This is a genomic window from Asanoa ishikariensis (genome assembly GCF_900107455.1).
GTDB lineage: Bacteria > Actinomycetota > Actinomycetes > Mycobacteriales > Micromonosporaceae > Asanoa > Asanoa ishikariensis.
Genome location: NZ_FNQB01000001.1, coordinates 1 through 20,486, shown reverse-complemented (window position 1 = coordinate 20,486; position 20,486 = coordinate 1). Strand labels below are relative to the sequence as shown.

The following is a 20,486-nucleotide window of genomic DNA, read 5'->3' as shown; positions in this document are numbered from 1 at the left end:
GTGTGGAAAACCGCAGCGGTAGCGTGCAGCGCATGGGAGCGGTGCTGAGCGCGGGCGGGCGGCTGTTCGTCGGCGTGGTCGTCGGCGCTGCCACCGCCGTCGCTGAGCTCGCCTTTCTCGGTTGGGCCGCGCTGGTCGTCCTGATCGAGTTGACCCGCGGCCGCCGGCCCACCGCCATCGAGCGGCCCGCCCGCCACCTGGTCGAGGTTCAGCGCTGGCGGATCGCCGCGTTCCTGCCCGGTGGCGGCGCTGTCGACGCGCTGGACGACTACACCGAGCGCCGCGCGGTCGCGTACCTCGCGATCCGTTGGGCTGTCGGTCTGCTCGGTGGGTTCGTCGCGCTGCTCTTCCTCTACGGGCTCGGCACCGGCGCGGTCTGGGCCCGCGACCTGTTCGTCGGCCGCAGCAGCGCGCTCCTGGTCGGCGCCCAGGTGGTCGGCGGCCTCGTGCTTCTCTTCCTGGCCGTGCAGGGCTTCCTCGGCGTGGCCGCGCTGGACCGGTGGTTGGCCGGGCGGCTGCTGGTGCCCGGCGACCGGGCCCGCTACGAGCGCCGGATCAGCGAGTTGGCGGCCAGCCGCGCGGGCGTGGTCGCCGCGGTCGACGCCGAGCGGCGGCGGATCGAGCGTGACCTGCACGACGGGGTCCAGCAGCGGCTGGTCGCACTCGGCCTGCTGCTCGGTCAGGCCCGGCGCGGCACCGACCGCGACCGTTCCGACGAGCTCGTCCGGCAGGCGCACGACGAGGCCCGGGAGATCCTGGCGGAACTCCGCGACGTGGCCTGGCGCGCGTACCCGGCCGACCTCGACAACCTCGGCCTCGCCGAGGCGCTGTCCCGGGTGGCCGAGCGCGGTGGGGTGCCGGTCTCCGTAGACTGCCCGGTCGACCGGCTGCCGTCCGCGGTCGAGACGGCCGCGTACTTCGTGGTCTCCGAGGCGGTGACCAACGCGGCCAAGCACGCGCCCGACAGCCGGGTCACTGTCACCGTCGGGCGGATCGAGCAGGGGGTACGAGTGACCGTCACCGACGACGGACCCGGCGGTGCCGACCCGTCCGGTGGAGGCCTGTCCGGGCTGGCCCGGCGGGCCGCGGCCCTCGACGGATCGCTGATCGTTGACAGCCCACCCGGCGGTCCGACCACTGTGACAGCGGTGCTGCCATGCGCGTGATCCTCGCGGAAGACTCTGTTCTGCTCCGGGCTGGCCTGGCGCGGTTGTTGACCGACGAGGGTCATGAGGTCGTGGCCGAGGTCGGCGACGCGCCGGCGTTGCTGGCCGCGGTCGCCGCCGATCAGCCCGACGTCGTCGTGGCCGACGTCCGGATGCCGCCGACGCACCGTGACGACGGGCTGCGGGCCGCGGTCGAGATCCGCGGCCGTTGGCCGTCCGTCGGTGTGCTGGTGCTGTCCCAGTACGTCGAGCGCCGGTACGCGGTCGAGTTGCTGACCACGCGCAGTGACGGGGTCGGCTATCTACTCAAGGACCGGGTCGCGGAGGTGGGCGAGTTTCTCGACGCGCTGGACCGGGTGGCCGCCGGGCGGGCCGCGTTCGACCCGGAGGTGGTCCGCCAACTCCTCGCCCGCACTTCGCACACGGACCCGCTGCGCCGGCTGACCCCGCGCGAGGCCGAGGTGCTCGACCGGATGGCGCAGGGCCACACCAACGCCGGCATCGCCGCCGCACTGCACGTCTCGCAGAGCGCGGTGGAGAAGCACGTCAACGCGATCTTCGACAAGCTCGGCCTGTCATACACGACCGGCTACAGCCGCCGGGTGCTGGCGGTCCTGCATTACCTGGGCTCCTGACCCGTGGGTCAGGAGCCCGTCAATCAGATCCGGACGTACGAGGCGAACGGCTCGCGGGCCTTGTCGACGTCGCCGTGCACCAGGTCGGTCCAGGCGGTCAGGACGGCGGCCGGGTCGTAGCGGCGGCGCATCTCGGCCTTGGCCGCGGCCGACCGCTCGGCCCAGACGTCCGGGTCGGCGTTGGCCAGCAGCGCGGCGGCCGCCTCGTCGACCGACGGGTGGATCCAGTGGTCGTCGTACACCTCGCGAACCCCGGGCCAGGGCCGGAACACCGGGACGGCGCCGGAGGCCATGGCCTCGGCCGCGGCCAGGTGCACGCCCTCGATGTCGCTCATCGAAAGGAAACCGCCGACGCGGCGGTACCAGCGGGCCATGTCCCGGCCGGGTGCCTCGAAGGTGACCCCGCCACGCAGCAGCGGGTCGCGCTCGATGCGGTCCTGGCACCAGCCCGCGTACTCCTGCTCGTCCCGGCTGGCCCAGACGTACTGGTTGTCCTGCGGGTTCATCGACCGGATGTGCAGCGCGAACCGCGGGTCCTCGCGGCGGACGGCGGCCACCACGTCGAGGGCGAGGTCGAGGCGCTTGAGGAAGCGCTCGGTGCCGACCATGCCGATCGCGAACCGGGCGTCGGGCAGTTTCGGCCGGTCGAGCCAGTCGATGTCGAGGTAGTTCGGGATGTAGACCAGCTTCTCCTTGGGCCACCCGATCTCGTCGCGGATCCGCGGGCCGAGCGCGGGAGCGATGTAGACCACAGCATCAACCTTGTCGATGTCGATCTTGCTCGGGTACGCGGTGTCGAGCTCGAAGCGATGCAGCCGCAGGATGAGCTTCGACTCGGGCTGCTTGCGCTCGGTCAGCCAGACGGCACTCGGGCGGACCCACTCGGCGACGACCGTGTCCGCCTTGAGCAGCAGGTCCTCGGTCTGCTCCGAGGGCGACTGCTGCGTGCGGATCATCCGCCACTCGTCGAGCGAGACGTCCAGGTCGCCGCGCTGGTCCAGCCGGCTGCCCAGCTCGCGGATGAACTTGAGGTCGAAGCCGGAGATCAGCACGTTCCGCCCCGCGCGAGCGGAAGCCGAGTCGACGGGCAGGGTCGCCGCGACAACCTCGCGGGCACCGCGATCCTGGGCGGCGGCCGTCCAGTCCGGCTGCGCGTCGGGCAGGCCCGGCCGGGGCAGGCTGCGGCCGTCCTGGTTCCAGTCGAGCCAGCCGGTGGGCCCCCAGTCGGCGGCCAGACCCCGGCGGCGGGCCATCGGGCCCGAGTAGGTGTCGCTCGGGTGGCGCCAGGCGGCGAGCTGCGCGACGGCGGCGGTGGTGTCGGGGTCCAGCTCGGGCAGCGCGGGGACTGCCGCGTCGGCACATGACGGACAGGCCCGGTCCGCCGCGAGCGGGGGCAGCACGACCACCCGGGGGCGTCCGCTGGTCGCGGCCCGTTCGACCGCGTCCCGCCCGAGCTCGCTGTCGGTCACGAACCCGGCGACCCGGTCGGCGAGCTCGTTGACCAAGGTGCCGAACGACGTGGAGCCGCCCTGCACCGTGCGGGTCGGCGCCAGCGCGAGAGCCCACAGCCGGTCGCCGGGCGCACCGCCCTTGAGCGCGGCGACGGCGGCCGCCAGCGACTCGGCGACCACGATCGCGGCACCTTCGAGGCCGGGCACCGCCGGTGGCGGCGGCGGGGGCGGCGGCGGGGGTGGTGGCGGCGGCGGGGTGACCAGCCGGTGAACCTTGCGGACGACCTTCCGCACCAGCCGCACGCCGCGCCGCACCGGCATCGGCAGCCACTCCGCGCGACCCTTGACCGGCGGGGGCGGCGGTGGCTTCGGTGGCTCGGAACCGGGCGGAAAGTACTTCGGACCTTCCCAGGTCGCATCCGCGACGGCCGTGCCGGCGGCGCCGAACGCGGCCTCGGCGGCGGCGCGCCAGCAGCACACGCCGGGCACGTCGGGCCACCGGCTGTCGCGCAGTAGAACCAGACGGGGAGTGGTCGCCATCGGTTGTTCCCCAAGGGTAAAAGAGAGCAGAGCGCACCTACGGTAGCGGTGCCGAAAGGGTACGTCGATGGCGCCGATCTTGCGTCCCCCCAGGGGTGTCTCGTGGATCAGGGCGGCACCGCGCCGGGCCCAGACGACGACCGACCGCACGCGGTGACCGGCCAGATACAACACCGGTATCCGACCGGCCTCCGCGCACGGTCGGACGCCGCCTGGACCTCGCCGCAGCACCACCCCGATCCACGAGACACCCCTAGTGGCTGCCGTGGCGGCCGATCGGGCGGCGCAGGCGGGTCGCGACGAACCAGGCCAACAGCACGACGACGGCCCCGATCACGACCTTCTGGAGCACGCCGGCGTACGCCTCGACGCGCCACCAGGATTCGCCCAGTTGGTAGCCGGCCAGCACGAACACGGTGTTCCAGATCAGGCTGCCGGCAGTGGTCAGGGCGAGGAAGGTCAGCACCGGCATTCGCTCCACGCCGGCCGGCACGGAGATCAGACTGCGGAAGATGGGAATCATCCGTCCGAGGAACACCGCCTTGGTCCCGTGCCGGGCGAACCAGGCCTCGGTGCGGTCGATGTCGTGCAGCCGGATCAGCGGCAACCGGGTGGCGATCGCGCGGACGCGTTCCCGGCCGACCGCGGCGCCGACCAGGTAGAGCGCCAGCGCGCCGACGACCGAGCCGGCGGTGGTCCAGAACAGCGCCGCGAGCAGGCTGAGTTCGCCGCGGCTGGCGGTGAAGCCGGCGAGCGGCAGGATGATCTCGCTGGGCAGCGGCGGGAACAGGTTCTCGAGGGCGACGGCCAGGCCGGCGCCGGGTGCGCCGAGCCGGTCCATCAGGTCGACGGCCCAGCCGGCGATTCCGTCGGTGGGCTGGGGGGCACTGGCAATGATCATGCGATCGACGCTATGGACGCCACCGGCCGTTCACCATGCGGCGGACCACCGGCCGCACTGCGGAAAACCTCAGGAAGGCAAGCGTGAAACAATCCCGGCCGAGGTGAACCGATCATCGACGTCGTACTGACCACCATCCTTCCGCTGGTCGGGTTCGTGCTTCTGACCGGCGCCAACGCGTTCTTCGTCGCAGCCGAGTTCGGCCTGGTCACCGTCGACCGGGCGGAGATCGCCCGGCGCGCGACCGGCGGGGAAAGGCGCGCCGCCACGGTGCGCCGGGCACTGTCCGAACTGTCCTTCCAGCTCTCCGGCGCCCAACTCGGCATCACCATCGCCGCGCTGCTCACCGGCTATCTGGCCGAGCCGGCGCTGGCCAAGCTGTTCCGGCCGGTGATCGAGCCACTGGCGCACGAATCCACCCGCACGGTGACGACGATCCTCGCCCTGGCCCTGGCCACCCTGCTCTCCATGCTCTTCGGCGAGCTGGTGCCGAAGAATGCGGCGCTGGCCCGGCCGATGTCCGTGGTGCTCGGCACCGTGGTCCCGCTGCGGATGTTCTCGGCGAGCTGCAGATGGCTGATCGCGGGCCTCAACGCCTCCGCGAACTGGGTGGTCCGGCGCCTCGGCGTCGAGCCTCAGGAAGAACTGGCCAGCGCCCGCTCGCCTGAGGAGCTCGGGCTGCTCGCCGCGATCTCCGCCCGGGCCGGCGCCCTGCCCAGCGACACCGCGATGCTGTTGCAGCGGACCATCCGGTTCGGCGACAAGCGCGCGGCGGAGGCCATGACACCCCGGGTCGACGTCATCGCGCTGCGGAGTACGGCCACCGTCGCCGAACTGCTCGAGGCCGCGCGGCAGACCGGGCGCACCCGGTTCCCGGTCTACGAGGACACCCTCGACCTGGTCACCGGCGTCGCCGCGGTGCCGGACGCGCTCGGCGTGCAACTGGCCCGGCGCGCGACCACGTCGGTGTCCGCGGTCGCCCGCGAACCCGTGTACGTGCCGGAGAGCCTCAACCTGGACGGCGTGCTCGCGGCGCTGCGGGCGGCGGACGCGGACCTCGCGATCGTCGTCGACGAGTACGGCGGCACCGACGGCGTGGTGACCGTCGAGGACCTGGTCGAGGAACTGGTCGGTGAGATCGCCGACGAGTTCGACCTGGAAGTGATCGAGGAGACGGGCGCGGTCGAGCTCACCGTGCCGGGCGGCGAGCGCACCTTCCTGGTCGACGGCATGCTCCGCGAGGACGAGCTGGCCGAGATGACCGGTTTCCGGCTGCCCGAAGGCCCGTACGAGACGCTCGCCGGCTTCCTGATGGCCCGGCTCGGGCACATCCCGGTGGCCGGCGAGACCATCCACGAGACGGGCTGGGAGTTCACGGTCGTCGAGGTCGAACGGCACCGGGTCGAGCAGGTACGCGTGGTCTGCCCGGAGGCCGATCATGCTTAATCTGCTGGTCACGGCCGTCCTGATCCTCGGCAACGCGTTCTTCGTCGGCAGCGAGTTCGCCCTCATCGCGTCGCGCCGGACCGTCATCGAGCCGATGGCCGCCGGGTCGCGGCGGGCCCGGCTGGCGCTCTCGGCGATGAACCAGATCCCGCTGATGATCGCCGGCGCGCAGCTCGGCATCACCATCTGCTCGCTCGGCCTCGGTGCGATCGCCGAGCCCGCGATCGCGCACCTGCTGGAGAGCCCGATCCACGCGGTCGGGCTGCCGGAGGCCGCGGTGCACCCGGTGGCGTTCGTCATCGCGCTGATGATCGTGGTCTACCTGCACACCGTCATCGGCGAGATGGTGCCGAAGAACATCGCCATCGCCGGACCCGAGATCTCGGCGCTCTGGCTCGGCCCGGCGATGCTGGCGTTCTGCGTGGCGACCAAGCCGCTGCTGGTCGCGCTGAAGTGGGTCTCCCGGCTCGTGCTCAAGCTGTGGCGGATCGAGGCGGCCGACGCGGTGAAGACCGTGTTCACCGCCGAGGAGCTCGCCGGACTGGTCTCGCAGGCGCGCACGGAGGGGTTGCTCGGCTCGGAGGAGCACGCCCGGATCACCGGCGCCCTGGCCCTGCACGACCGCACCGCCTCCGACGCGATGCGGCCGTGGTCGTCGGTCACCACGGTCGCCGAGGACGTGTCGCCGGCGTCACTGGAGGTGCTGGCCACCCACACCGGGCGCTCGCGCTTCCCGGTCGTGCAGCGCAGCACGCGTCGGGTGCTGGGCTTCGTGCACGTCAAGGACATCCTCGGGTACGCGGGTGCCAGCCGGACCGCGCCGGTGCCGGTGGAGGTCGTGCGAGGGCTCACCGTCGTACCGCCGGATCGCTCTCTGGCCGACCTGTTGTTGTCGATGCGGCGTGAGCGACAGCACATGGTGTTGGTCAGTGACGGTCGGGCGCCGCTGGGAGTAGTGACTCTCGACGATGTATTGAATGCGGTTGTCGGACAGGGCAATTCGGGCTTTCCCGGCGTTGGTGTTACACCGCCCGTACCCGCCTGACAGCACAGCGAATGCGGCCTTGCGGGCGCTTTCGCTTCTCTCTAATGTCTTTCCTCGGCGGCGTACCCCCCACGCCCATTCGTCTCACTACGGGAGGCAATCGCCTTGCGCGCGTCCCGGCCGTTTGTCCACGTGTTGCTGGCCGTCTGCTTCGGCCTGGTCGCTGCCGTACTCCCGGCAGGTCTCGCTGCTGCCGAGCCGAGCCCGCAGCAGATCGAGGCCGAAATCGACAAGAAATGGCGGCAGCTCGAGCCCGTCATCGAGCAGTACAACAAGGTTCACTCGCAACTTGAGAAAAACCAAAGGAAAGCAAAAGACCTGCAAAAGAAAATCACCCCGCTGTCGCTGCAGGCCGACATCGCACTCGATCGAATCGGCGCTATCGCGGCGCAGCATTACAAAGCCGGCCCGAGCAGCGAGCTGACGATGCTGCTGAGCGGCGGCAACACCAGCGACATCACCGACCAGCTCGCGATGATCGACATGCTGGCGCGGCACGAGCAGGCGCAGATCGCCGACGTCGTGGCCGCCCGCGACAAGTTCAACGCGGAGAAGGTCAAGCTCGACGCCCTGGTCGCCGAGAACAAGAAGACCGACACCGAGCTGGCCGCGCGAAAGAAGACGATCGCCGCGGACATCAAGAAGCTCGAGGCCTCGCTGCCGCCGACGCGGGTCAACGTGGCCAACTGCCCGAAGATCACGACTGTCACGACGGCCGAGGGCACCGCGGTCCGGACCGCCTGTCAGCAGGTCGGCAAGCCCTACGTCTTCAACACCGACGGGCCGAGCACCTTCGACTGCTCCGGCCTGACGCTCTACGCGTGGGGCAAGGCTGGTGTGTCGCTGACCCACTACACCGGTGACCAGTGGGACGAGACCTATGCGGTATCCAGTCCGCGGGCCGGTGACCTGGTCTTCTTCTACAGTCCGATCAGCCACGTCGGGCTCTACATCGGCAACGGCAAGATGGTGCACGCGCCACGGGCCGGCGAGCCGGTGCAGGTGTCCAGCGTCAGCAACATGCCGATCACGGGATACCGGTCGGTTAAGAAGCGCTAGCGGCTTTCTTTCGGAGCGGGGGCCCTTCGGGGCCCCCGCTTTCGTGTTCTCGCTTACGCGCCTGGCGCGGTTGGCCAGGTGCGCCAGTTCTGCCAGGCCCGGCTGGGCGTCGGGCCGCGCTGGCCCTGGTAGCGCGAGCCGTAGACCGCGGCGCCGTAGGGGTGCTCGGCCGGCGACGAGAGCCGGAAGATGCAGAGCTGCCCGATCTTCATGCCCGGCCAGAGCATGATCGGCAGGTTGGCCACGTTCGACAGTTCCAGCGTGACGTGGCCGGAGAAGCCCGGGTCGATGAAGCCCGCGGTCGAGTGCGTGAGCAGGCCCAGCCGGCCGAGGCTCGACTTGCCCTCCAGCCGCCCGGCGAGGTTGTCACCCAGGGAGATGACCTCCATGGTCGAGGCGAGCACGAACTCGCCCGGGTGCAACACGAACGGCTGACCGTCCGGCACCTCCACCAGCGAGGTCAGCTCGTCCTGCTGGGTGGCCGGGTCGATGTGGGTGTAGAGGTGGTTGTTGAACACCCGAAACAGCCGGTCAAGGCGCACGTCGATGCTGGACGGTTGCACCAGCGCGGGCTCGAACGGCTCCAGCGTCAACGCGCCCGACTTGATCTCCGTGACCAGGTCACGGTCGGAGAGCAGCATTGAATCACCCTATGGTTCGTACGTATGTACGATAGAATCACTCCATGGCTTCCTGGTCTGAGTTCGCGTCCGATGAGCCGCGACTTGCGCGGGCGATCCACGCCCTCCTGCACCAATACGGGCCCGGCCTGGGCTACCTGGCGACCGTCCGGGCCGACGGTGGTCCACGGGTGCACCCGGTCTCACCGGTGATCACCGATGACGGCCTCTTCTGCTTCGTCGTCGACTCACCCAAACGGCGCGACCTCGAGCGCGATGGGCGCTACGCGCTGCACTCGTTCCCACCCGAAGACAGCGACGACGAGGCCTATGTCGCCGGGCGGGCCAAGCCGGTCACCGATCCGCGTCGGATCCAGGCCATCGCCGTCAACCTACGTGCCGAGCCCCGGGTCGACTGGCGGCTCTTCGAGCTCACCGTCGAGGCGGCGATGCTGTCCCAGCGCGGCACGGCTCCTGAGGTGCGCATCTGGCTCGACCCGTCGGGCCAGCGTCGACGATCATCCCCGCGCCGCTCCGGTGCGAGGCCGGCGCTGCGCACACCCGCCCTGGCGCTCGCCGAAGCGGTCAACTAAGACGCCGCCGGCGCCGCTCATCTTTCGCGGCGCCGGCGGCGGTCTCGTTCCTTACGCCTTATGGTGCGCGGAAGGCGTTCCAGGCGCGGTTCATGCGCTTCACCTGGCCCGCGGTGAACTGATACATGCAGACGTCGTCGGTGTAGTCCATGAAGTTGTGGATCGGGTCCAGCCCCGGTGCCGCACAGGTGTCGGCGCCGATCGGGCACTCAAACTGAGCGTCGGCCTCGGCCGGAGTGTCCGCGACGTGGTCGCCCTTGCCCTCACACCCGTTCTCGAACGTGTGCATGAGGTTCAGCCAGTGCCCGACCTCGTGGGTGGCGGTGTCACCCTCGTTGTAGGGCACGGCGGTCCCACCGGGCAGCGACTCGGACAGAATCACGGCACCGTCATACTTCGTGATCTTCCGCTCGGGATAGGTCGCCCAGCCGAGCAGCCCGGGGTCGACGATCCCGATGTAGATGTTGAGCGTCTCCGGCCCGCCCTCACGCAGCTTCTTCTTCATCTGCACCTCGGCGGGAGTCTCCGCGAGGATCGGCGACCAGGCGGGGTTGACCACCCGGTTGACCTTCTTCAGCTTGAACGCGAAGGACGAGGCCGCGCCGCCGGTGTAGCCACCGTAGGCAAGGTTGAGCACGTTCATCTGAGCGTCGATCATCGACCGGGGGATGTTGCCGGTCGCCCGCGTGCCGTCGGCGGACACGACATGGACGACAACCGGGACGGTGACCTTCTTAGCCCGCTCGTCGGCAACCCCACCACTGCGCGCCGCGGCGGCCGCGTCGAACTCGACCTCTGCTGCGGCGACCTCGGCCGCCGACAGGTCGTTGGGGTCGTGCCGCTGCGCGCCCTTGCGCACCTTGAGGTTGCTGCCGCTGCTGCTGCCCTGCCCGGCGACACAGACGTCGCCCGCCGGCGCGGCGCTCTTAGCGCTGGCGACCCCGGAAGCGCCGGCGCTGAGCACGAGCGCGAGCGCGGCACCCGCGGTCGTAGCCGCCCGCCACGCCCAACGTGTTCCCTGAAGCGTCATTGCTCACCTCTTCCTCCCCGTGGAACAGATGTGAAGGACGTTACTGATGAGCATGATGTGAAGGAACGGCCGAAACCCTCGCCCCGGCCCTTGCCACGCCCCTCACCGAGGGGGTTGGTGCGCAACCTGCGCACGTTGGGTAGAGTGGCCTGGCTCGCGGGTGTAGTTCAATGGCAGAACATCAGCTTCCCAAGCTGACAGTGCGGGTTCGATTCCCGTCACCCGCTCCATCGCTCATGTCCGCCTAGACCGCGGACATGAGCGATTCCGCATTCCGGCTCCGGGGCCGAGCCCCGGACACCCCACGTTCCAGTGGTTGCGGCGGGCCCTTTGAGCGAGAGCGTTCATCCGCCGCGGGATCCCTATGGCGATGGCTACGTCTTCGCAGTTGCCGTTGAGCTGCATGAGCTGGGGATGACGGCTTCGACGGCGGCCAAGATCGATGGCTGTTATGCCGATCCGGCTACGACGCTGTCCGGGTTTGTTCAGGGGCTCGCGGCTGACTGGCGGGGTTGGGGCGGGGTTCGTGCCTCGAACTCGATGCCCGGCACGACGGGCGAGGGTATGTGTCGCTGGGCGTCAGCCTTCGGCCACGGGGTCTCGACCTGGAGGGCACGGCCTGGTCCGCCAGGGCGGTCTTCGTGTTAGAAGCGGGCGAGGAGATGACCCGCCTGGCCGCCCACCTCACTCACTTCCTGGGTGTCAACGCGGCCAGCGAATAGCGTTGAGGAAATCCTCCACGGCGGCCACGACTGGGTTGCGCTGGCAGTTGTCGACTGATACTCGGGGGATGGAGATCATCCCTGGGGTCGGCGTTGACGCGGCGAAGATCGGTGACCCGCGCGAGGTGGTTGAGCGGCGGCTCGGGTCGCCAGCTCACGCCGGCGTTCACACCAGAGCCGTCTACGACTCGGTGGACCCGACGCTCGTCTTGACGTACGACCAGGACGACGCTGTTGAGCTCATCGAAGTCGGCTATGGCCAACACGACCAGGTCTTCTTCGACGGGGTGCAGCTGACCTACCGATTCAGGGCCGAGGTGACGGCCGACCTGGCCGCCAAAGGGCACCCCGGAACTCCGTCCGACATCGGGTTCAACCTGCGGGCCGGCTTCACCATCTTCTCCATGGCGTCGCTGTCCGCGCACCGACTGGACCCGGCCGCGCCCGAGGACGATCCGCGTCGCATCGTTGAGGGCGTGGCCATCGCGCCCTACTCGTACTTCACCGACGACGCGCCGCCGTTGAGCGGCACCGCCGAGGAACTCGAAGCCTGGCTGCGTGACCGAGGGGTTCTGCCAACCAAGGCTTCCGACTAGCTGAGGCCGCGGTGATGTTGCTTCAGGGCTGAGTGCACCCACTTGGAGACCGTTGCGTTGTCCGGTAGGTCCGTGAGGTCGGCGGCCGCCCAGCGGGCTCTGGAGATCTCGCCGTTTGGGTTGATCGACTCTGCGGTCGCGTGCAGGCGGACGATCTTTAGATGGCCCTGTTTGCCGTGGGTGTCGGTTAGGTGTTCCTCCAGAACAAGGGCCGACGAGTCCAACTCGATGCGTAGCTCTTCGACGCACTCCGTCTGGCTGCTTCCTCCGGGGTCTCTCGGGCTGGTTTGTAACCGCCTCCGGGCAGGCTCCACAGGGACGTGTCGCCGTAGCTGTGTTGGACGAGGAGGACTCGGTCTGTGTCGGCTGGGTGGATGATCAGCGCCTTCACGCCGTAGGTGGTCGGCTTGGCGATCCGCCAGTAGACGCTGCGCATGCGATGGAGCAGCTTGAACGCGAGCGACGGAATCATCATGTGGCCATCCAATCGCGAGTGGATCACGCGAGTCTGCGGGGCTCTCCGCAAGTTCGTTGTGTTTGGGGCCGGGTGGGTCATAGCCTGGGGCTGGCTTCCATCGAGGAGGGTCAACGTCGAGGCAACCGTTTGTGTCGTGGGTGGCGGGCCTGCCGGGGTCGTGCTCGGGCTGCTGCTCGCCCGGCAAGGTGTCGACGTCGTCGTCCTGGAGAAGCACGCCGATTTCCTGCGGGACTTCCGCGGCGACACCGTTCATCCGTCGACGCTGAACCTGCTCGACGAGCTCGGCCTAGGAGCGGCGCTGGCCGCGCGCCCTGGGCGCAAGGTCGACGCACTGCGGGCCACCTTCGACGACGGGACCGTGCGGGTCGCTGATTTCAGTCGGCTGCCGGGCGCTCACCCGTACGTCCTCTTCCTGCCGCAGTGGGATTTTCTCGACCTGCTCGCCGACGAAGCGGCCAAGCTGCCCACCTTCAGATTGGTGCGGTCGACCGAGGTGGTCGATGTGCTCCGGGGCGACGGCGGTCGAGTCGTCGGCGTTCGCACGGAAGACAGGCAGGAGGTCCGCGCGCGGCTCACCGTCGGCTGTGACGGGCGTGGGTCCGTGGTCCGCGCCAAGCTCGGCCTGCGGTCCCAGGAGTTCGGGGCGCCGATGGACGTGCTCTGGTTTCGGGTCTCCCGGCGGCCCGGCGATCCGGTCGGGCTCGACATGCGGGTCGGCGCCGGTGGGCTGATGCTCTGCATCGACCGGGACGACTACTTCCAGTGCGCGTACGTGATCGCCAAGGGCGGCTACGACGAGGTGCGGGAAAAGGGCCTCGACGCCTTCCGCGACCGGATCGCCGCCCGGGCTCCGCATCTGCACGACCGGGTGGGCGAGGTCGCGAGCTGGGACGACGTGCGGCTGTTGACCGTGCGGCTGGATCGGCTGCGCGACTGGTCCGTGCCCGGTGCGCTGCTGATCGGCGACGCCGCGCACGCGATGTCGCCCATCGGTGGGGTCGGCATCAACCTGGCCGTCCAGGACGCCGTGGCGACAGCGCGGATACTCGGCCCGGCGCTCGCCGCGGGCACCTTCAGCGACAACGACCTCGCGAGGGTGCAACGCCGGCGGAGTTTCCCGACTGCCGTGACCCAGGCCGGCCAGCGTCTCGCGCAACGGCGCATCGTCGATCCGTTGCTGCACCTGACCGGCCCGGTCAACATCCCCGGCCCGATGCGCCTGCTCGACCGCACGCCTAGGCTGCAGCGCCTGGCCGCGCGGGTCGTGGGGCTCGGCGTCCGGCCCGAACACCTCTGACGTCAGCCGCGGAAGAACTCCACCAGCACCGGACCCAGGACCGACGGGGACGCGTCGTGCGTCTCGCCCGGCAGCTCGCGGTGCTCGGCACCCGGCACCGCTTCCGCCACCGCCTTGGCCGCGGCCCGCAGGTTGGCCGGACTCGCCCCTCCGGCCGCCACCAGCGTCGGGACCGTCACCGACCCAGCGGCCACCAGGGGAACCGAACTGTCGCCCATGACCGCGTTGTCGTAGGCCAGCGTCGGCGCGACCGCCTCGAACACCGGCCAGAACGGCTGGGTCCGCATCCCGGCCACCATGTCGGCGGGCATTCCGATCGAGGTCATGAACAGCGCGATCGCGTCGCCGTTGCGGCCGGCGGACAGCAGCTCGGCCAGCCGTGGCGCGTAGGACGGGTCCCGGTCAGAAACGTACGGCGGTTCGTAGAGCGCCAGCCGCCCGAACTCGATCCCGGCCGCCGACGCGGCGATCAGCAGGGCGGCGCCCGACGAGATGCCGAAGCCGTAAGCGGTCCCGCCGGCCGCGGCCACCAGCGCGCGCAGGTCGTCGAGCTCCCGTTCGACCGCGTACGGCTGCGTGTCTCCGCTCTCGCCCCGACCCCGCCGGTCGTACGCGTACACGGCGAAATGCTCCGAAAGTGCCGCCGCGAAGCCGCGCATCGGCCCGGACGCGCGGTGGCACATCGCGCCGTCGACCAGGATCACCGGTGGCCCAGTGCCGCTGCGTTCGTACGCGATGGTCGTGCCGTCGTCAGAAATCACCTTGCTCATGACGTTCCCCCCTCGATGTAGGCCGCGAAGCGGTCCAGGCTCGTCTGGAACCCAGCCTGGGCCTCGGCGCTGCGGTATGCCTCCGGCACGTTGGTCTGGTGGGTGACCACCTCGGTGCGGCCGTCGCCGAGCGCGCTGAAGGTGACCGTGGTCCGCATTCCGCCGTGCGACTCCGGATCGATCCAGACCAGCCGGTGGGGCCGCGAGACCTCGACGTACGTCGCGCGCATCGTGTAGCTGCTGCCGTCGCGATCGTTGACCATCGTCGTCTCGAACGCGCCGCCCGGCCGAAGGTCGACGACGATGCCGTCGAGCGGTGTCGTCATGCCGGTCGGGCCCCAGAAACGCGTCAGGTGCGCGGGCTGGGTCATGCAGTCGAAGAGGAGCTCCGGCGGCGCGTCGTGGACGCGGCGGTAGGTCAGCTCGCCGGTGTCGGTCATCGGGACTCCTCTCCAACGCGCAAGCGCGCGAGGTGCTCGTCGAGGCGGTCGTAGCGCTCGGCCCAGACCCGCCGGTGCTCGGCGATCCAGCCGGCCGCGGCGTCGAGGCGCACGGTGTCGAGCACGCACGGCCGGGACTGCGCGACCTGCGTGCGCTGCACCAGGCGGGCCTTCTCCAGCACCTTGATGTGTTTCGACACGGCCTGCTGGCTCATCGCGAACGGCTCGGCGAGCTGGTTGACGGTGGCGTCGCCGCGCGCGAGCCGCTCCAGGATGGCGCGGCGGGTCGGGTCGGCCAGAGCGGCGAAGACCAGGCTGAGCTCGTCGGTGGTCACCCTGCGACCATATCCACAACCAATCAGTTGCACAACCTCTTAGTTGTGTACGCGGAGCGTCGTCGATGTGTAACGATCGACGATGATGAGCCTCCTCGTGCACGCGTACGTCCGCGGCCCGGCCGGCGAGATGCTGTTCCTCGACGGTCCGGCCGGGTCCGACCTGGCCGGCCCGACGACCGCACGCACCGGCATCTACGGCGCGCCCTGCGTGGTGGCGCTGGGAGCGAGGATGCTGCCGATGCTGGCGACACAGGACGTGTACGCCGAGACGGCCGCCGAACTCGACGCCCTCGACGCCGACTGTGTCCTGCTCCTCGACAACCTCGGCTACGTCTCCGCGTCGGTCGGTCGCGACCCGGACTTCCTCACCCAACGCCTGACCAACATCGCCGACGCCATAAACCGAGCCCGCTCGGCCGGCGGGTCAGTGGTGATCTGGTAGGTCAGTCGGCCAGTCCGGCGCAATGCGCGACCGTCGCGTCGTCGCGGGCGATACCGCCGGCCTGCTCCGTCGCGCGTACCCGGCGAATGATCTCGGCGGGCCCGTGCGCTCGGACGATCGCCAGCGCGCTCGGCCAGTCGGCGGCGCCGAACCGGTCGACGAGGCGGCTGGCGCCGTTGGTGAGCAGCGTGGCGTCGGTGAGGTCGAGGATCGGTTCGCTGCCGATGATCGCCTCGGCCGCCGCCGCCGGGTCATCCTTGGCGAGCCAGAAGCCGCCCGGCTGGTTGCGGTTGGCCCGCAACGCCGTCACGTACCTCTCGCGCTCGCGGTCCTTCTCCGCACTGCCCTCGGGTGCGGCCTCGTAGGCCGAGCCGAAGCGCTCCCGCACGACGAGCTCCCGGCGATCGTGCACGACGGCCAGGCCTGCGTCGCCGCGATCGAGCACCAGAACCGAGTCGCCGAGTACGAGGTGGTCGGCCCGGTCGCCGGTCAGCCGCAGGATGGCCACCGTGGCCGAGGGGCTGCTCGGGTCGGTCAGGTCGCAGGTGTCGCGATGGGAGCTGGCCACCGCGTCGATCGCCTCGCTGAGCAGCGACACCAGGTCGCGTCCGTCGGCGAGCGCCAACCGGGCGACGAGCTCGCCGCCCAGCCGCGTCGTGTACCAGGCCACGCCGTGCCGGCAGATCTCCTCGATCCCTCGGATCCCGGCACCGTCCAGCAGCACGGCGGCCGTCGGGCCGGCCGCGAAGAAGTCCTCGTTGACCCGGCCGGGCTCGGCCGCGGCGGTCGCCATCGCTACTCGCATGGCCCCGACGGTATCGGCCCGACACAACATGGTTGACCGGCACGATGATGTGCCTCTAGACATTGGTGTGTGCCACACAGTATGGTGTGACGCATGGCGAGCGATGAGATCCTGCGGATCCACCTCCAAGAGCTGCGGCGGGGGACCGTCGTCGTGGCGAGCCTCGTAGCCCTGCGCCACCCCGACTACGGCTACGCCCTGCTGCAACGACTCGCGGCCCACGGCTTCCCGGTGGATGCCAACACGCTCTACCCGCTGCTTCGCCGGCTGGAGGAGCAGGGGCTGCTGACCAGCGAGTGGAACACCGAAGAGAGCCGGCCGCGCAAGTTCTACCGGACCAGTGCGGAGGGCGAGTCCACGTTGACCCTGCTCATCGCCGACCTGGCCGCCGTACAGACCTCGATGACCGCACTGATCCAAGGAGTGGAACGATGACATCCCTCACCGACCGCTACGTTGCGGCGACCCTGCGCACCGTCCCGGCCGCGCGCCGCGAGGAGATCGCGGCCGAGCTGCGCGGTTCGATCGAGGACATGATCGACGGCCGCGCGGCCGGCGGCGAGGACACGACCGCCGCCGAGCGGGAGGTGCTCACCGAGCTGGGCGACCCGGCTCAGCTCGCCGCGCGTTATGCCGACCGCCGGCTGCAGTTGATCGGCCCGACCTACTACCTGGCCTGGTGGCGGCTGCTCAAACTCCTGCTCAGCTTCGTGCCGGCGCTCGTCGGTGTCGTGGCCGGCCTGGTGCAGGCCACCGACGGCGACAACGTCGGCGGGGCGGTCGGTGCCGGCATCGGCGCGGCGATCCAGACCGCCGTGCAGATCGCCTTCTGGGTCACGCTGGTCTTCGCGGTGCTGGAACGGACCAACACCAAGCTCGACCTCCCGGCGTGGACGGTCGACCAGCTCCCGCAGGACCGCCCGGAGCGGCAGATCACCCTCGCGGACGCAGCGGTCTCGATCGGCTGGCTCGTCATCTTCACCGCGTACCTGCCGCTCCAGCACTTCTTGTCCTTCGTCCCGGCCCGGGCGGGCGACGGCCACCTGCCGATCCTCAACCCGGCGCTGTGGAGCTTCTGGCTGCCGTTCCTGATGGTCGTCCTGATCGCGACGGTGGGTCTGGAGATCGCCAAGTACCGCGTCGGCCGCTGGACCCTCCCCCTGGTCGTGACCAGCGCGGTGCTGGACCTGGCCTTCGCGATCCCAGTCATCTTCCTGATGCAGAACGACCGCCTGCTCAGCCCCGAGCTCGTGGCCCGCTTCGACTGGCTCAGCCAGCCCGACAACCTCGACACGGTCGCCACCGTCACCATCGTGGCAACGATCGTGATCGTCCTCTGGCACTTCGCGGAGAGCATCATCAAGCTCCGCCGCACCGCCGCCTGACAGCTCTCGACGAAGGCCCGGCCACGTGGGGGCCGGGCCTTTCGCGCTGTGTTGTACGCGTACGCGCGTGCCCAGGTGTGGCAGTGTCGTAGATCGTGGGACTGGATCTGTCGAGACGCGGTGCCGAGCTCGTCCCGGTCGAGGGTTGGGTGACCGGGATCCAGTTCGACGGACGCCTGGTCTACCTGTGGTACGGCTCAGACCCCGCCGGCCAGGACTGCATCGCGGGCCGAGCCGGCCAGCTGCACACCTTCGCGTCCGAGGACGCCTGCCGCGCGATGGCGTCCGCGCGCGACTGGCCCAGCGCGGACGGCGACGACGGCGTAGTAGAGGTCACGGACCTGGAGCCGGCGCAGGACTGGCTACGCGGAAAGCGGATGGCCATCGACCCACAGGCGGCCCTGGACCTGTGGAACTGGGGAGCCGACGTCGCGCACAGCACGTCCCTCCCATGGAACGGCGGCGGCGCGGTCGGGGCGACATGCCACGACAAACTCTTCGCCGCCGTGGTGCCGTGGGTCTACAAGATGGAGTCCTACAGCCCGATCTGGAGCCCTAGACAACTCCGGGTGCTGCGCGAGGTGCTCGGTCAATCCGTCCACCTGATTCGCAGCACGACTCGTCGCTAGGACGCCTGACGGACGGGCAGATCGGCGAGCCAGACCTCGGCAAGATCGCTCAGGGGTACGTCGAGCGCCTGGCTGAGGCCGACGACCGTGCCGAAGGCGGGCGCTGGGAGGCGGCCTGCCTCGATCTTGCGTAGCGTTTCCGGGGAGATGCCGGCTGCCAGGGCCACCTCGACGAGGCTTCGACCGGCGCGCGCGGCCCGGAGGGCGACTCCGAGACGTTGGCCCGCTGCGATCTGTTCGGGGGTGAGCGGCTGGCGAACCATGCGAGCAGGATAGCCCTCTGGAAGCGTGGTATAAAAATACCGCACATCGATAGGGAGGCTTTCGTGATCGAGCTCAAGTCCGCCGAGGAGATCAGGCGGATGGCGGTGACCGGCCAGTTCGTCGGGGAGTTGCTCGGCGAGCTCAGCGGCGTCGCCGCGGTCGGCGTCAACCTGATGGACCTCGAACATCTCGCCCGCCGGCGGATCAAGGAACGCGGCGCCGAGTCCTGCTACTGGGACTACGCGCCTTCGTTCGGCCGCGGTCCGTTCCGCAACGTGCTGTGCCTCTCGGTCAACGACGCGGTGCTGCACGGGCTCCCGCACGACTACGTCCTCCAGGACGGTGACCTGCTCAGCATCGACATGGCGGTCGGCGTCGACGGCTGGGTAGCCGACTCCGCGGTGTCCGTCATCGTCGGCACCCCCGATCCGGCCGATCTCAAGCTGATCGAGGCCACCGAGGTCGCGCTGGAGGCCGCCATCGCCGCGTCCCAAGCCGGCGGTCGACTGGGTGACGTCTCCAATGCGATCGGCGAGGTCGCCCGCTCGTACGGCTACGGCGTCAACGGCGAGTTCGGTGGCCATGGGATCGGTCGCACCATGCACGAGTCCCCGCACGTCTCCAACGATGGGCGCGCCGGGCGCGGCATGAGACTCGAGCCTGGCCTCACGATTGCCATCGAGCCGTGGTTCTGCCGCTCGACGGACAAAATCATGTACGACCGCGATGGTTGGACGATCCGGTCCGCCGACGGCTCCCGCACCGCGCACTCGGAGCACACGGTCGCGATCACGGACTCCGGTCCCCAGGTCCTGACCCGCCGCCCTGCTCAGGTCGCTGGGTCAGCAGCCGACACCACAGAGAACCCCGCGGCAGCCTCCTGATCGCTGCTGGGTAGGCGCCGCCCCTCCTTAGATCGTGGGGCAGCCCTTTGCGGATCACCCTGCGTGCCTCGGCTCCCAGTGACCGCCGCACGGGCCAATCGCGTCGACGTGGTTCACCCAGAGGGCCCCTGCACCTTGCGATGAGCGGCGAGTCGGCTCCAGCTCGTCCAGCGTTCGGAGGGTTCGGCGACTCAAGGCTTGCGGGGCGCGGAGAACTCGCTCAGGTAGTAATTCCGCTGCCGCCGCGTCTGCGACCCCCGGGCAACGAACCGCCTTCAACGCCCCGACGATCCGGCGGCGAAGTGGACGGCTCCGGGGTGGAAGAGCAGGTCAGGACGTGGATCGTCCTGGAAGGTCGGTGTCCTGCTCCAGGGCGACCACGACGTGGGCACTCACCCTGCTGGCGTCCGCCACAAGCGGAGCAAGTGGACATGGACCAACCCTGATTTGCGTTTCGGGGACGTCCAACGTAACTTTCTCTCTGCAAGCGGAACACCGGACAAAACGACCGGGGGGACGCAGGCACCACTACCAGGCAGTTTGCTGGTGGAGGGTTCGGGCGGTGCGATCTACCGGCTAGACCGGATTTGAGATTGCGAAGCCGACCGGGTAAAGTAACCAAGCCGGCAGGAGCCGGGCGGGATGATCCGAGAGCCCCTCACGGGAGCGACGGAAATCCGGCCGGTCTGCAGGATTCCTAGCAAGAAACGGAAGCGAGTCATCGCGTCCAAGTTGCTGGATCTCGGGCGAAGCGAAAGAAAGCCGAAAATACCGGCTTGACAGCGCGAAAACGACCGAGTAAGCTGGACAAGTTGTGCCCCGCAGGACGGGATCGAGAGAATCGGTCGCGAACTCGGTGTGTGTTTGTTCTTTGAGAACTCAACAGGGTGTTTGATAAGCCAGTGCCAATTGTGATTGATTTTGGCATCCGTTAATAATGGTTGCCAGGT

23 protein-coding genes, 1 tRNA gene and 1 pseudogene are annotated in these 20,486 nt (G+C 69.6%); 15 read left to right on the top strand and 10 right to left on the bottom strand.

What is annotated here, in order from left to right; translation table 11 throughout:
* Window positions 1-32 precede the first annotated feature (32 nt).
* On the top strand, window positions 33-1,166 hold the full coding sequence (locus BLV39_RS00120; protein WP_090785832.1) for a sensor histidine kinase: 1,134 nt from the start codon (window positions 33-35) through the stop codon (window positions 1,164-1,166).
* On the top strand, window positions 1,157-1,801 hold the full coding sequence (locus tag BLV39_RS00115; protein ID WP_090785830.1) for a response regulator: 645 nt from the start codon (window positions 1,157-1,159) through the stop codon (window positions 1,799-1,801). Before BLV39_RS00120 ends, BLV39_RS00115 begins: the two co-directional genes overlap by 10 nt.
* Before the next feature lie 23 nt (window positions 1,802-1,824).
* Here BLV39_RS00115 and BLV39_RS00110 read toward each other — a convergent pair whose 3' ends face one another.
* Window positions 1,825-3,792, bottom strand: coding sequence for a glycosyltransferase (locus BLV39_RS00110; RefSeq protein ID WP_090785828.1), 1,968 nt, complete (start codon window positions 3,790-3,792; stop codon window positions 1,825-1,827).
* A gap of 253 nt (window positions 3,793-4,045) precedes the next feature.
* Entirely contained in the window at window positions 4,046-4,693 is a 648-nt protein-coding gene (locus BLV39_RS00105; RefSeq protein WP_090785826.1) for a DedA family protein, read from the bottom strand.
* Between the two features lie 156 nt (window positions 4,694-4,849).
* Between BLV39_RS00105 and BLV39_RS00100 the strand changes: the two genes are divergently transcribed.
* From BLV39_RS00100 to BLV39_RS00090, 3 genes are all read left to right on the top strand, one after another.
* Window positions 4,850-6,139: a hemolysin family protein gene (locus BLV39_RS00100; protein WP_373315465.1), complete on the top strand. Its 1,290-nt coding sequence runs from the start codon at window positions 4,850-4,852 to the stop codon at window positions 6,137-6,139.
* A complete protein-coding gene (locus BLV39_RS00095; RefSeq protein WP_090785823.1) occupies window positions 6,132-7,184 on the top strand; it encodes a hemolysin family protein in 1,053 nt (350 codons plus the stop codon). The genes BLV39_RS00100 and BLV39_RS00095 overlap by 8 nt, the downstream gene beginning before the upstream one ends.
* A gap of 132 nt (window positions 7,185-7,316) precedes the next feature.
* Window positions 7,317-8,243: a C40 family peptidase gene (locus BLV39_RS00090; protein WP_239084143.1), complete on the top strand. Its 927-nt coding sequence runs from the start codon at window positions 7,317-7,319 to the stop codon at window positions 8,241-8,243.
* Between the two features lie 53 nt (window positions 8,244-8,296).
* On the opposite strand, the gene dcd is transcribed toward BLV39_RS00090, so the two are convergent.
* Window positions 8,297-8,884 (bottom strand): dCTP deaminase, encoded by a 588-nt coding sequence (dcd, locus tag BLV39_RS00085; RefSeq protein ID WP_090785821.1) that lies wholly within the window; start codon window positions 8,882-8,884, stop codon window positions 8,297-8,299.
* Window positions 8,885-8,928: 44 nt separating this feature from the next.
* Here dcd and BLV39_RS00080 point away from each other — a divergent pair, with 44 nt between their 5' ends.
* The gene (locus BLV39_RS00080; protein ID WP_090785819.1) at window positions 8,929-9,456 is read left to right on the top strand and encodes a pyridoxamine 5'-phosphate oxidase family protein; all 528 of its coding nucleotides are present in this window, start codon (window positions 8,929-8,931) and stop codon (window positions 9,454-9,456) included.
* A 58-nt stretch (window positions 9,457-9,514) separates the two neighbouring features.
* Here the strand turns inward: BLV39_RS00080 and BLV39_RS00075 are convergent, their stop codons facing one another.
* Window positions 9,515-10,486: a zinc metalloprotease gene (locus tag BLV39_RS00075; protein WP_090785816.1), complete on the bottom strand. Its 972-nt coding sequence runs from the start codon at window positions 10,484-10,486 to the stop codon at window positions 9,515-9,517.
* Window positions 10,487-10,642: 156 nt separating this feature from the next.
* Between BLV39_RS00075 and BLV39_RS00070 the strand changes: the two genes are divergently transcribed.
* The 3 genes and pseudogenes from BLV39_RS00070 to BLV39_RS00065 all read left to right on the top strand — a co-directional run bounded on the left by BLV39_RS00070 (window position 10,643) and on the right by BLV39_RS00065 (window position 11,804).
* A tRNA-Gly gene (locus tag BLV39_RS00070) sits at window positions 10,643-10,716 on the top strand.
* Between the two features lie 82 nt (window positions 10,717-10,798).
* Window positions 10,799-11,208 (top strand): annotated as a pseudogene (locus BLV39_RS45040) (DUF6228 family protein).
* Window positions 11,209-11,243: 35 nt separating this feature from the next.
* On the top strand, window positions 11,244-11,804 hold the full coding sequence (locus BLV39_RS00065) for a hypothetical protein (protein ID WP_239084144.1): 561 nt from the start codon (window positions 11,244-11,246) through the stop codon (window positions 11,802-11,804).
* 187 nt (window positions 11,805-11,991) lie between these two features.
* Here BLV39_RS00065 and BLV39_RS45035 read toward each other — a convergent pair whose 3' ends face one another.
* A complete protein-coding gene (locus tag BLV39_RS45035) occupies window positions 11,992-12,240 on the bottom strand; it encodes an NUDIX hydrolase (protein WP_425304688.1) in 249 nt (82 codons plus the stop codon).
* 118 nt (window positions 12,241-12,358) lie between these two features.
* Here BLV39_RS45035 and BLV39_RS00055 point away from each other — a divergent pair, with 118 nt between their 5' ends.
* Window positions 12,359-13,579 (top strand): FAD-dependent oxidoreductase, encoded by a 1,221-nt coding sequence (locus tag BLV39_RS00055; RefSeq protein ID WP_275414366.1) that lies wholly within the window; start codon window positions 12,359-12,361, stop codon window positions 13,577-13,579.
* A 2-nt stretch (window positions 13,580-13,581) separates the two neighbouring features.
* On the opposite strand, the gene BLV39_RS00050 is transcribed toward BLV39_RS00055, so the two are convergent.
* From BLV39_RS00050 to BLV39_RS00040, 3 genes are read right to left on the bottom strand one after another with little or no spacing between them, the layout of a single operon-like run.
* On the bottom strand, window positions 13,582-14,349 hold the full coding sequence (locus tag BLV39_RS00050) for an alpha/beta fold hydrolase (RefSeq protein WP_090785810.1): 768 nt from the start codon (window positions 14,347-14,349) through the stop codon (window positions 13,582-13,584).
* Complete coding sequence (locus tag BLV39_RS00045) at window positions 14,346-14,789, bottom strand: SRPBCC family protein (RefSeq protein WP_090785808.1); 444 nt, start codon at window positions 14,787-14,789, stop codon at window positions 14,346-14,348. The genes BLV39_RS00050 and BLV39_RS00045 overlap by 4 nt, the downstream gene beginning before the upstream one ends.
* The gene (locus BLV39_RS00040) at window positions 14,786-15,124 is read right to left on the bottom strand and encodes an ArsR/SmtB family transcription factor (protein ID WP_090785805.1); all 339 of its coding nucleotides are present in this window, start codon (window positions 15,122-15,124) and stop codon (window positions 14,786-14,788) included. Before BLV39_RS00040 ends, BLV39_RS00045 begins: the two co-directional genes overlap by 4 nt.
* 82 nt (window positions 15,125-15,206) lie before the next feature.
* Here BLV39_RS00040 and BLV39_RS00035 point away from each other — a divergent pair, with 82 nt between their 5' ends.
* Entirely contained in the window at window positions 15,207-15,569 is a 363-nt protein-coding gene (locus BLV39_RS00035) for a hypothetical protein (RefSeq protein ID WP_090785803.1), read from the top strand.
* Window position 15,570: 1 nt separating this feature from the next.
* Here the strand turns inward: BLV39_RS00035 and BLV39_RS00030 are convergent, their stop codons facing one another.
* The gene (locus tag BLV39_RS00030) at window positions 15,571-16,374 is read right to left on the bottom strand and encodes a protein phosphatase 2C domain-containing protein (protein WP_176984713.1); all 804 of its coding nucleotides are present in this window, start codon (window positions 16,372-16,374) and stop codon (window positions 15,571-15,573) included.
* Window positions 16,375-16,467: 93 nt separating this feature from the next.
* On the opposite strand from BLV39_RS00030, the gene BLV39_RS00025 reads away from it, so the two are divergent.
* From BLV39_RS00025 to BLV39_RS00015, 3 genes are all read left to right on the top strand, one after another.
* Entirely contained in the window at window positions 16,468-16,809 is a 342-nt protein-coding gene (locus BLV39_RS00025) for a PadR family transcriptional regulator (protein WP_090785799.1), read from the top strand.
* On the top strand, window positions 16,806-17,759 hold the full coding sequence (locus BLV39_RS00020; RefSeq protein WP_090785797.1) for an HAAS signaling domain-containing protein: 954 nt from the start codon (window positions 16,806-16,808) through the stop codon (window positions 17,757-17,759). Before BLV39_RS00025 ends, BLV39_RS00020 begins: the two co-directional genes overlap by 4 nt.
* Window positions 17,760-17,854: 95 nt before the next feature.
* Window positions 17,855-18,388, top strand: coding sequence for a hypothetical protein (locus BLV39_RS00015; RefSeq protein ID WP_090785794.1), 534 nt, complete (start codon window positions 17,855-17,857; stop codon window positions 18,386-18,388).
* Here the strand turns inward: BLV39_RS00015 and BLV39_RS00010 are convergent.
* Complete coding sequence (locus BLV39_RS00010) at window positions 18,385-18,651, bottom strand: helix-turn-helix domain-containing protein (protein WP_090785792.1); 267 nt, start codon at window positions 18,649-18,651, stop codon at window positions 18,385-18,387. The two genes, BLV39_RS00015 and BLV39_RS00010, sit on opposite strands and share 4 nt — an antisense overlap.
* 63 nt (window positions 18,652-18,714) lie before the next feature.
* On the opposite strand from BLV39_RS00010, the gene map reads away from it, so the two are divergent.
* Window positions 18,715-19,536, top strand: a complete 822-nt coding sequence (gene map / locus BLV39_RS00005) for a type I methionyl aminopeptidase (RefSeq protein ID WP_090785790.1) — start codon at window positions 18,715-18,717, stop codon at window positions 19,534-19,536.
* Window positions 19,537-20,486: the final 950 nt, after the last annotated feature.

Bases quoted from the DNA above. Each gene is read 5' to 3' on its own strand.
- BLV39_RS00030 (WP_176984713.1), bottom strand. From the start codon at position 16,374: ATGCGAGTAGCGATGGCGACCGCCGCGGCCGAGCCCGGCCGGGTCAAC.
- BLV39_RS00105 (WP_090785826.1), bottom strand. From the start codon at position 4,693: ATGATCATTGCCAGTGCCCCCCAGCCCACCGACGGAATCGCCGGCTGG.
- BLV39_RS00095 (WP_090785823.1), top strand. From the start codon at position 6,132: ATGCTTAATCTGCTGGTCACGGCCGTCCTGATCCTCGGCAACGCGTTC.
- BLV39_RS00120 (WP_090785832.1), top strand. From the start codon at position 33: ATGGGAGCGGTGCTGAGCGCGGGCGGGCGGCTGTTCGTCGGCGTGGTC.
- BLV39_RS00080 (WP_090785819.1), top strand. From the start codon at position 8,929: ATGGCTTCCTGGTCTGAGTTCGCGTCCGATGAGCCGCGACTTGCGCGG.
- BLV39_RS00045 (WP_090785808.1), bottom strand. From the start codon at position 14,789: ATGACCGACACCGGCGAGCTGACCTACCGCCGCGTCCACGACGCGCCG.
- BLV39_RS00020 (WP_090785797.1), top strand. From the start codon at position 16,806: ATGACATCCCTCACCGACCGCTACGTTGCGGCGACCCTGCGCACCGTC.
- BLV39_RS00050 (WP_090785810.1), bottom strand. From the start codon at position 14,349: ATGAGCAAGGTGATTTCTGACGACGGCACGACCATCGCGTACGAACGC.
- BLV39_RS00025 (WP_090785799.1), top strand. From the start codon at position 16,468: ATGGCGAGCGATGAGATCCTGCGGATCCACCTCCAAGAGCTGCGGCGG.
- BLV39_RS45035 (WP_425304688.1), bottom strand. From the start codon at position 12,240: ATGCGCAGCGTCTACTGGCGGATCGCCAAGCCGACCACCTACGGCGTG.
- BLV39_RS00035 (WP_090785803.1), top strand. From the start codon at position 15,207: ATGATGAGCCTCCTCGTGCACGCGTACGTCCGCGGCCCGGCCGGCGAG.
- BLV39_RS00075 (WP_090785816.1), bottom strand. From the start codon at position 10,486: ATGACGCTTCAGGGAACACGTTGGGCGTGGCGGGCGGCTACGACCGCG.
- dcd (WP_090785821.1), bottom strand. From the start codon at position 8,884: ATGCTGCTCTCCGACCGTGACCTGGTCACGGAGATCAAGTCGGGCGCG.
- BLV39_RS00010 (WP_090785792.1), bottom strand. From the start codon at position 18,651: ATGGTTCGCCAGCCGCTCACCCCCGAACAGATCGCAGCGGGCCAACGT.
- BLV39_RS00115 (WP_090785830.1), top strand. From the start codon at position 1,157: ATGCGCGTGATCCTCGCGGAAGACTCTGTTCTGCTCCGGGCTGGCCTG.
- BLV39_RS00110 (WP_090785828.1), bottom strand. From the start codon at position 3,792: ATGGCGACCACTCCCCGTCTGGTTCTACTGCGCGACAGCCGGTGGCCC.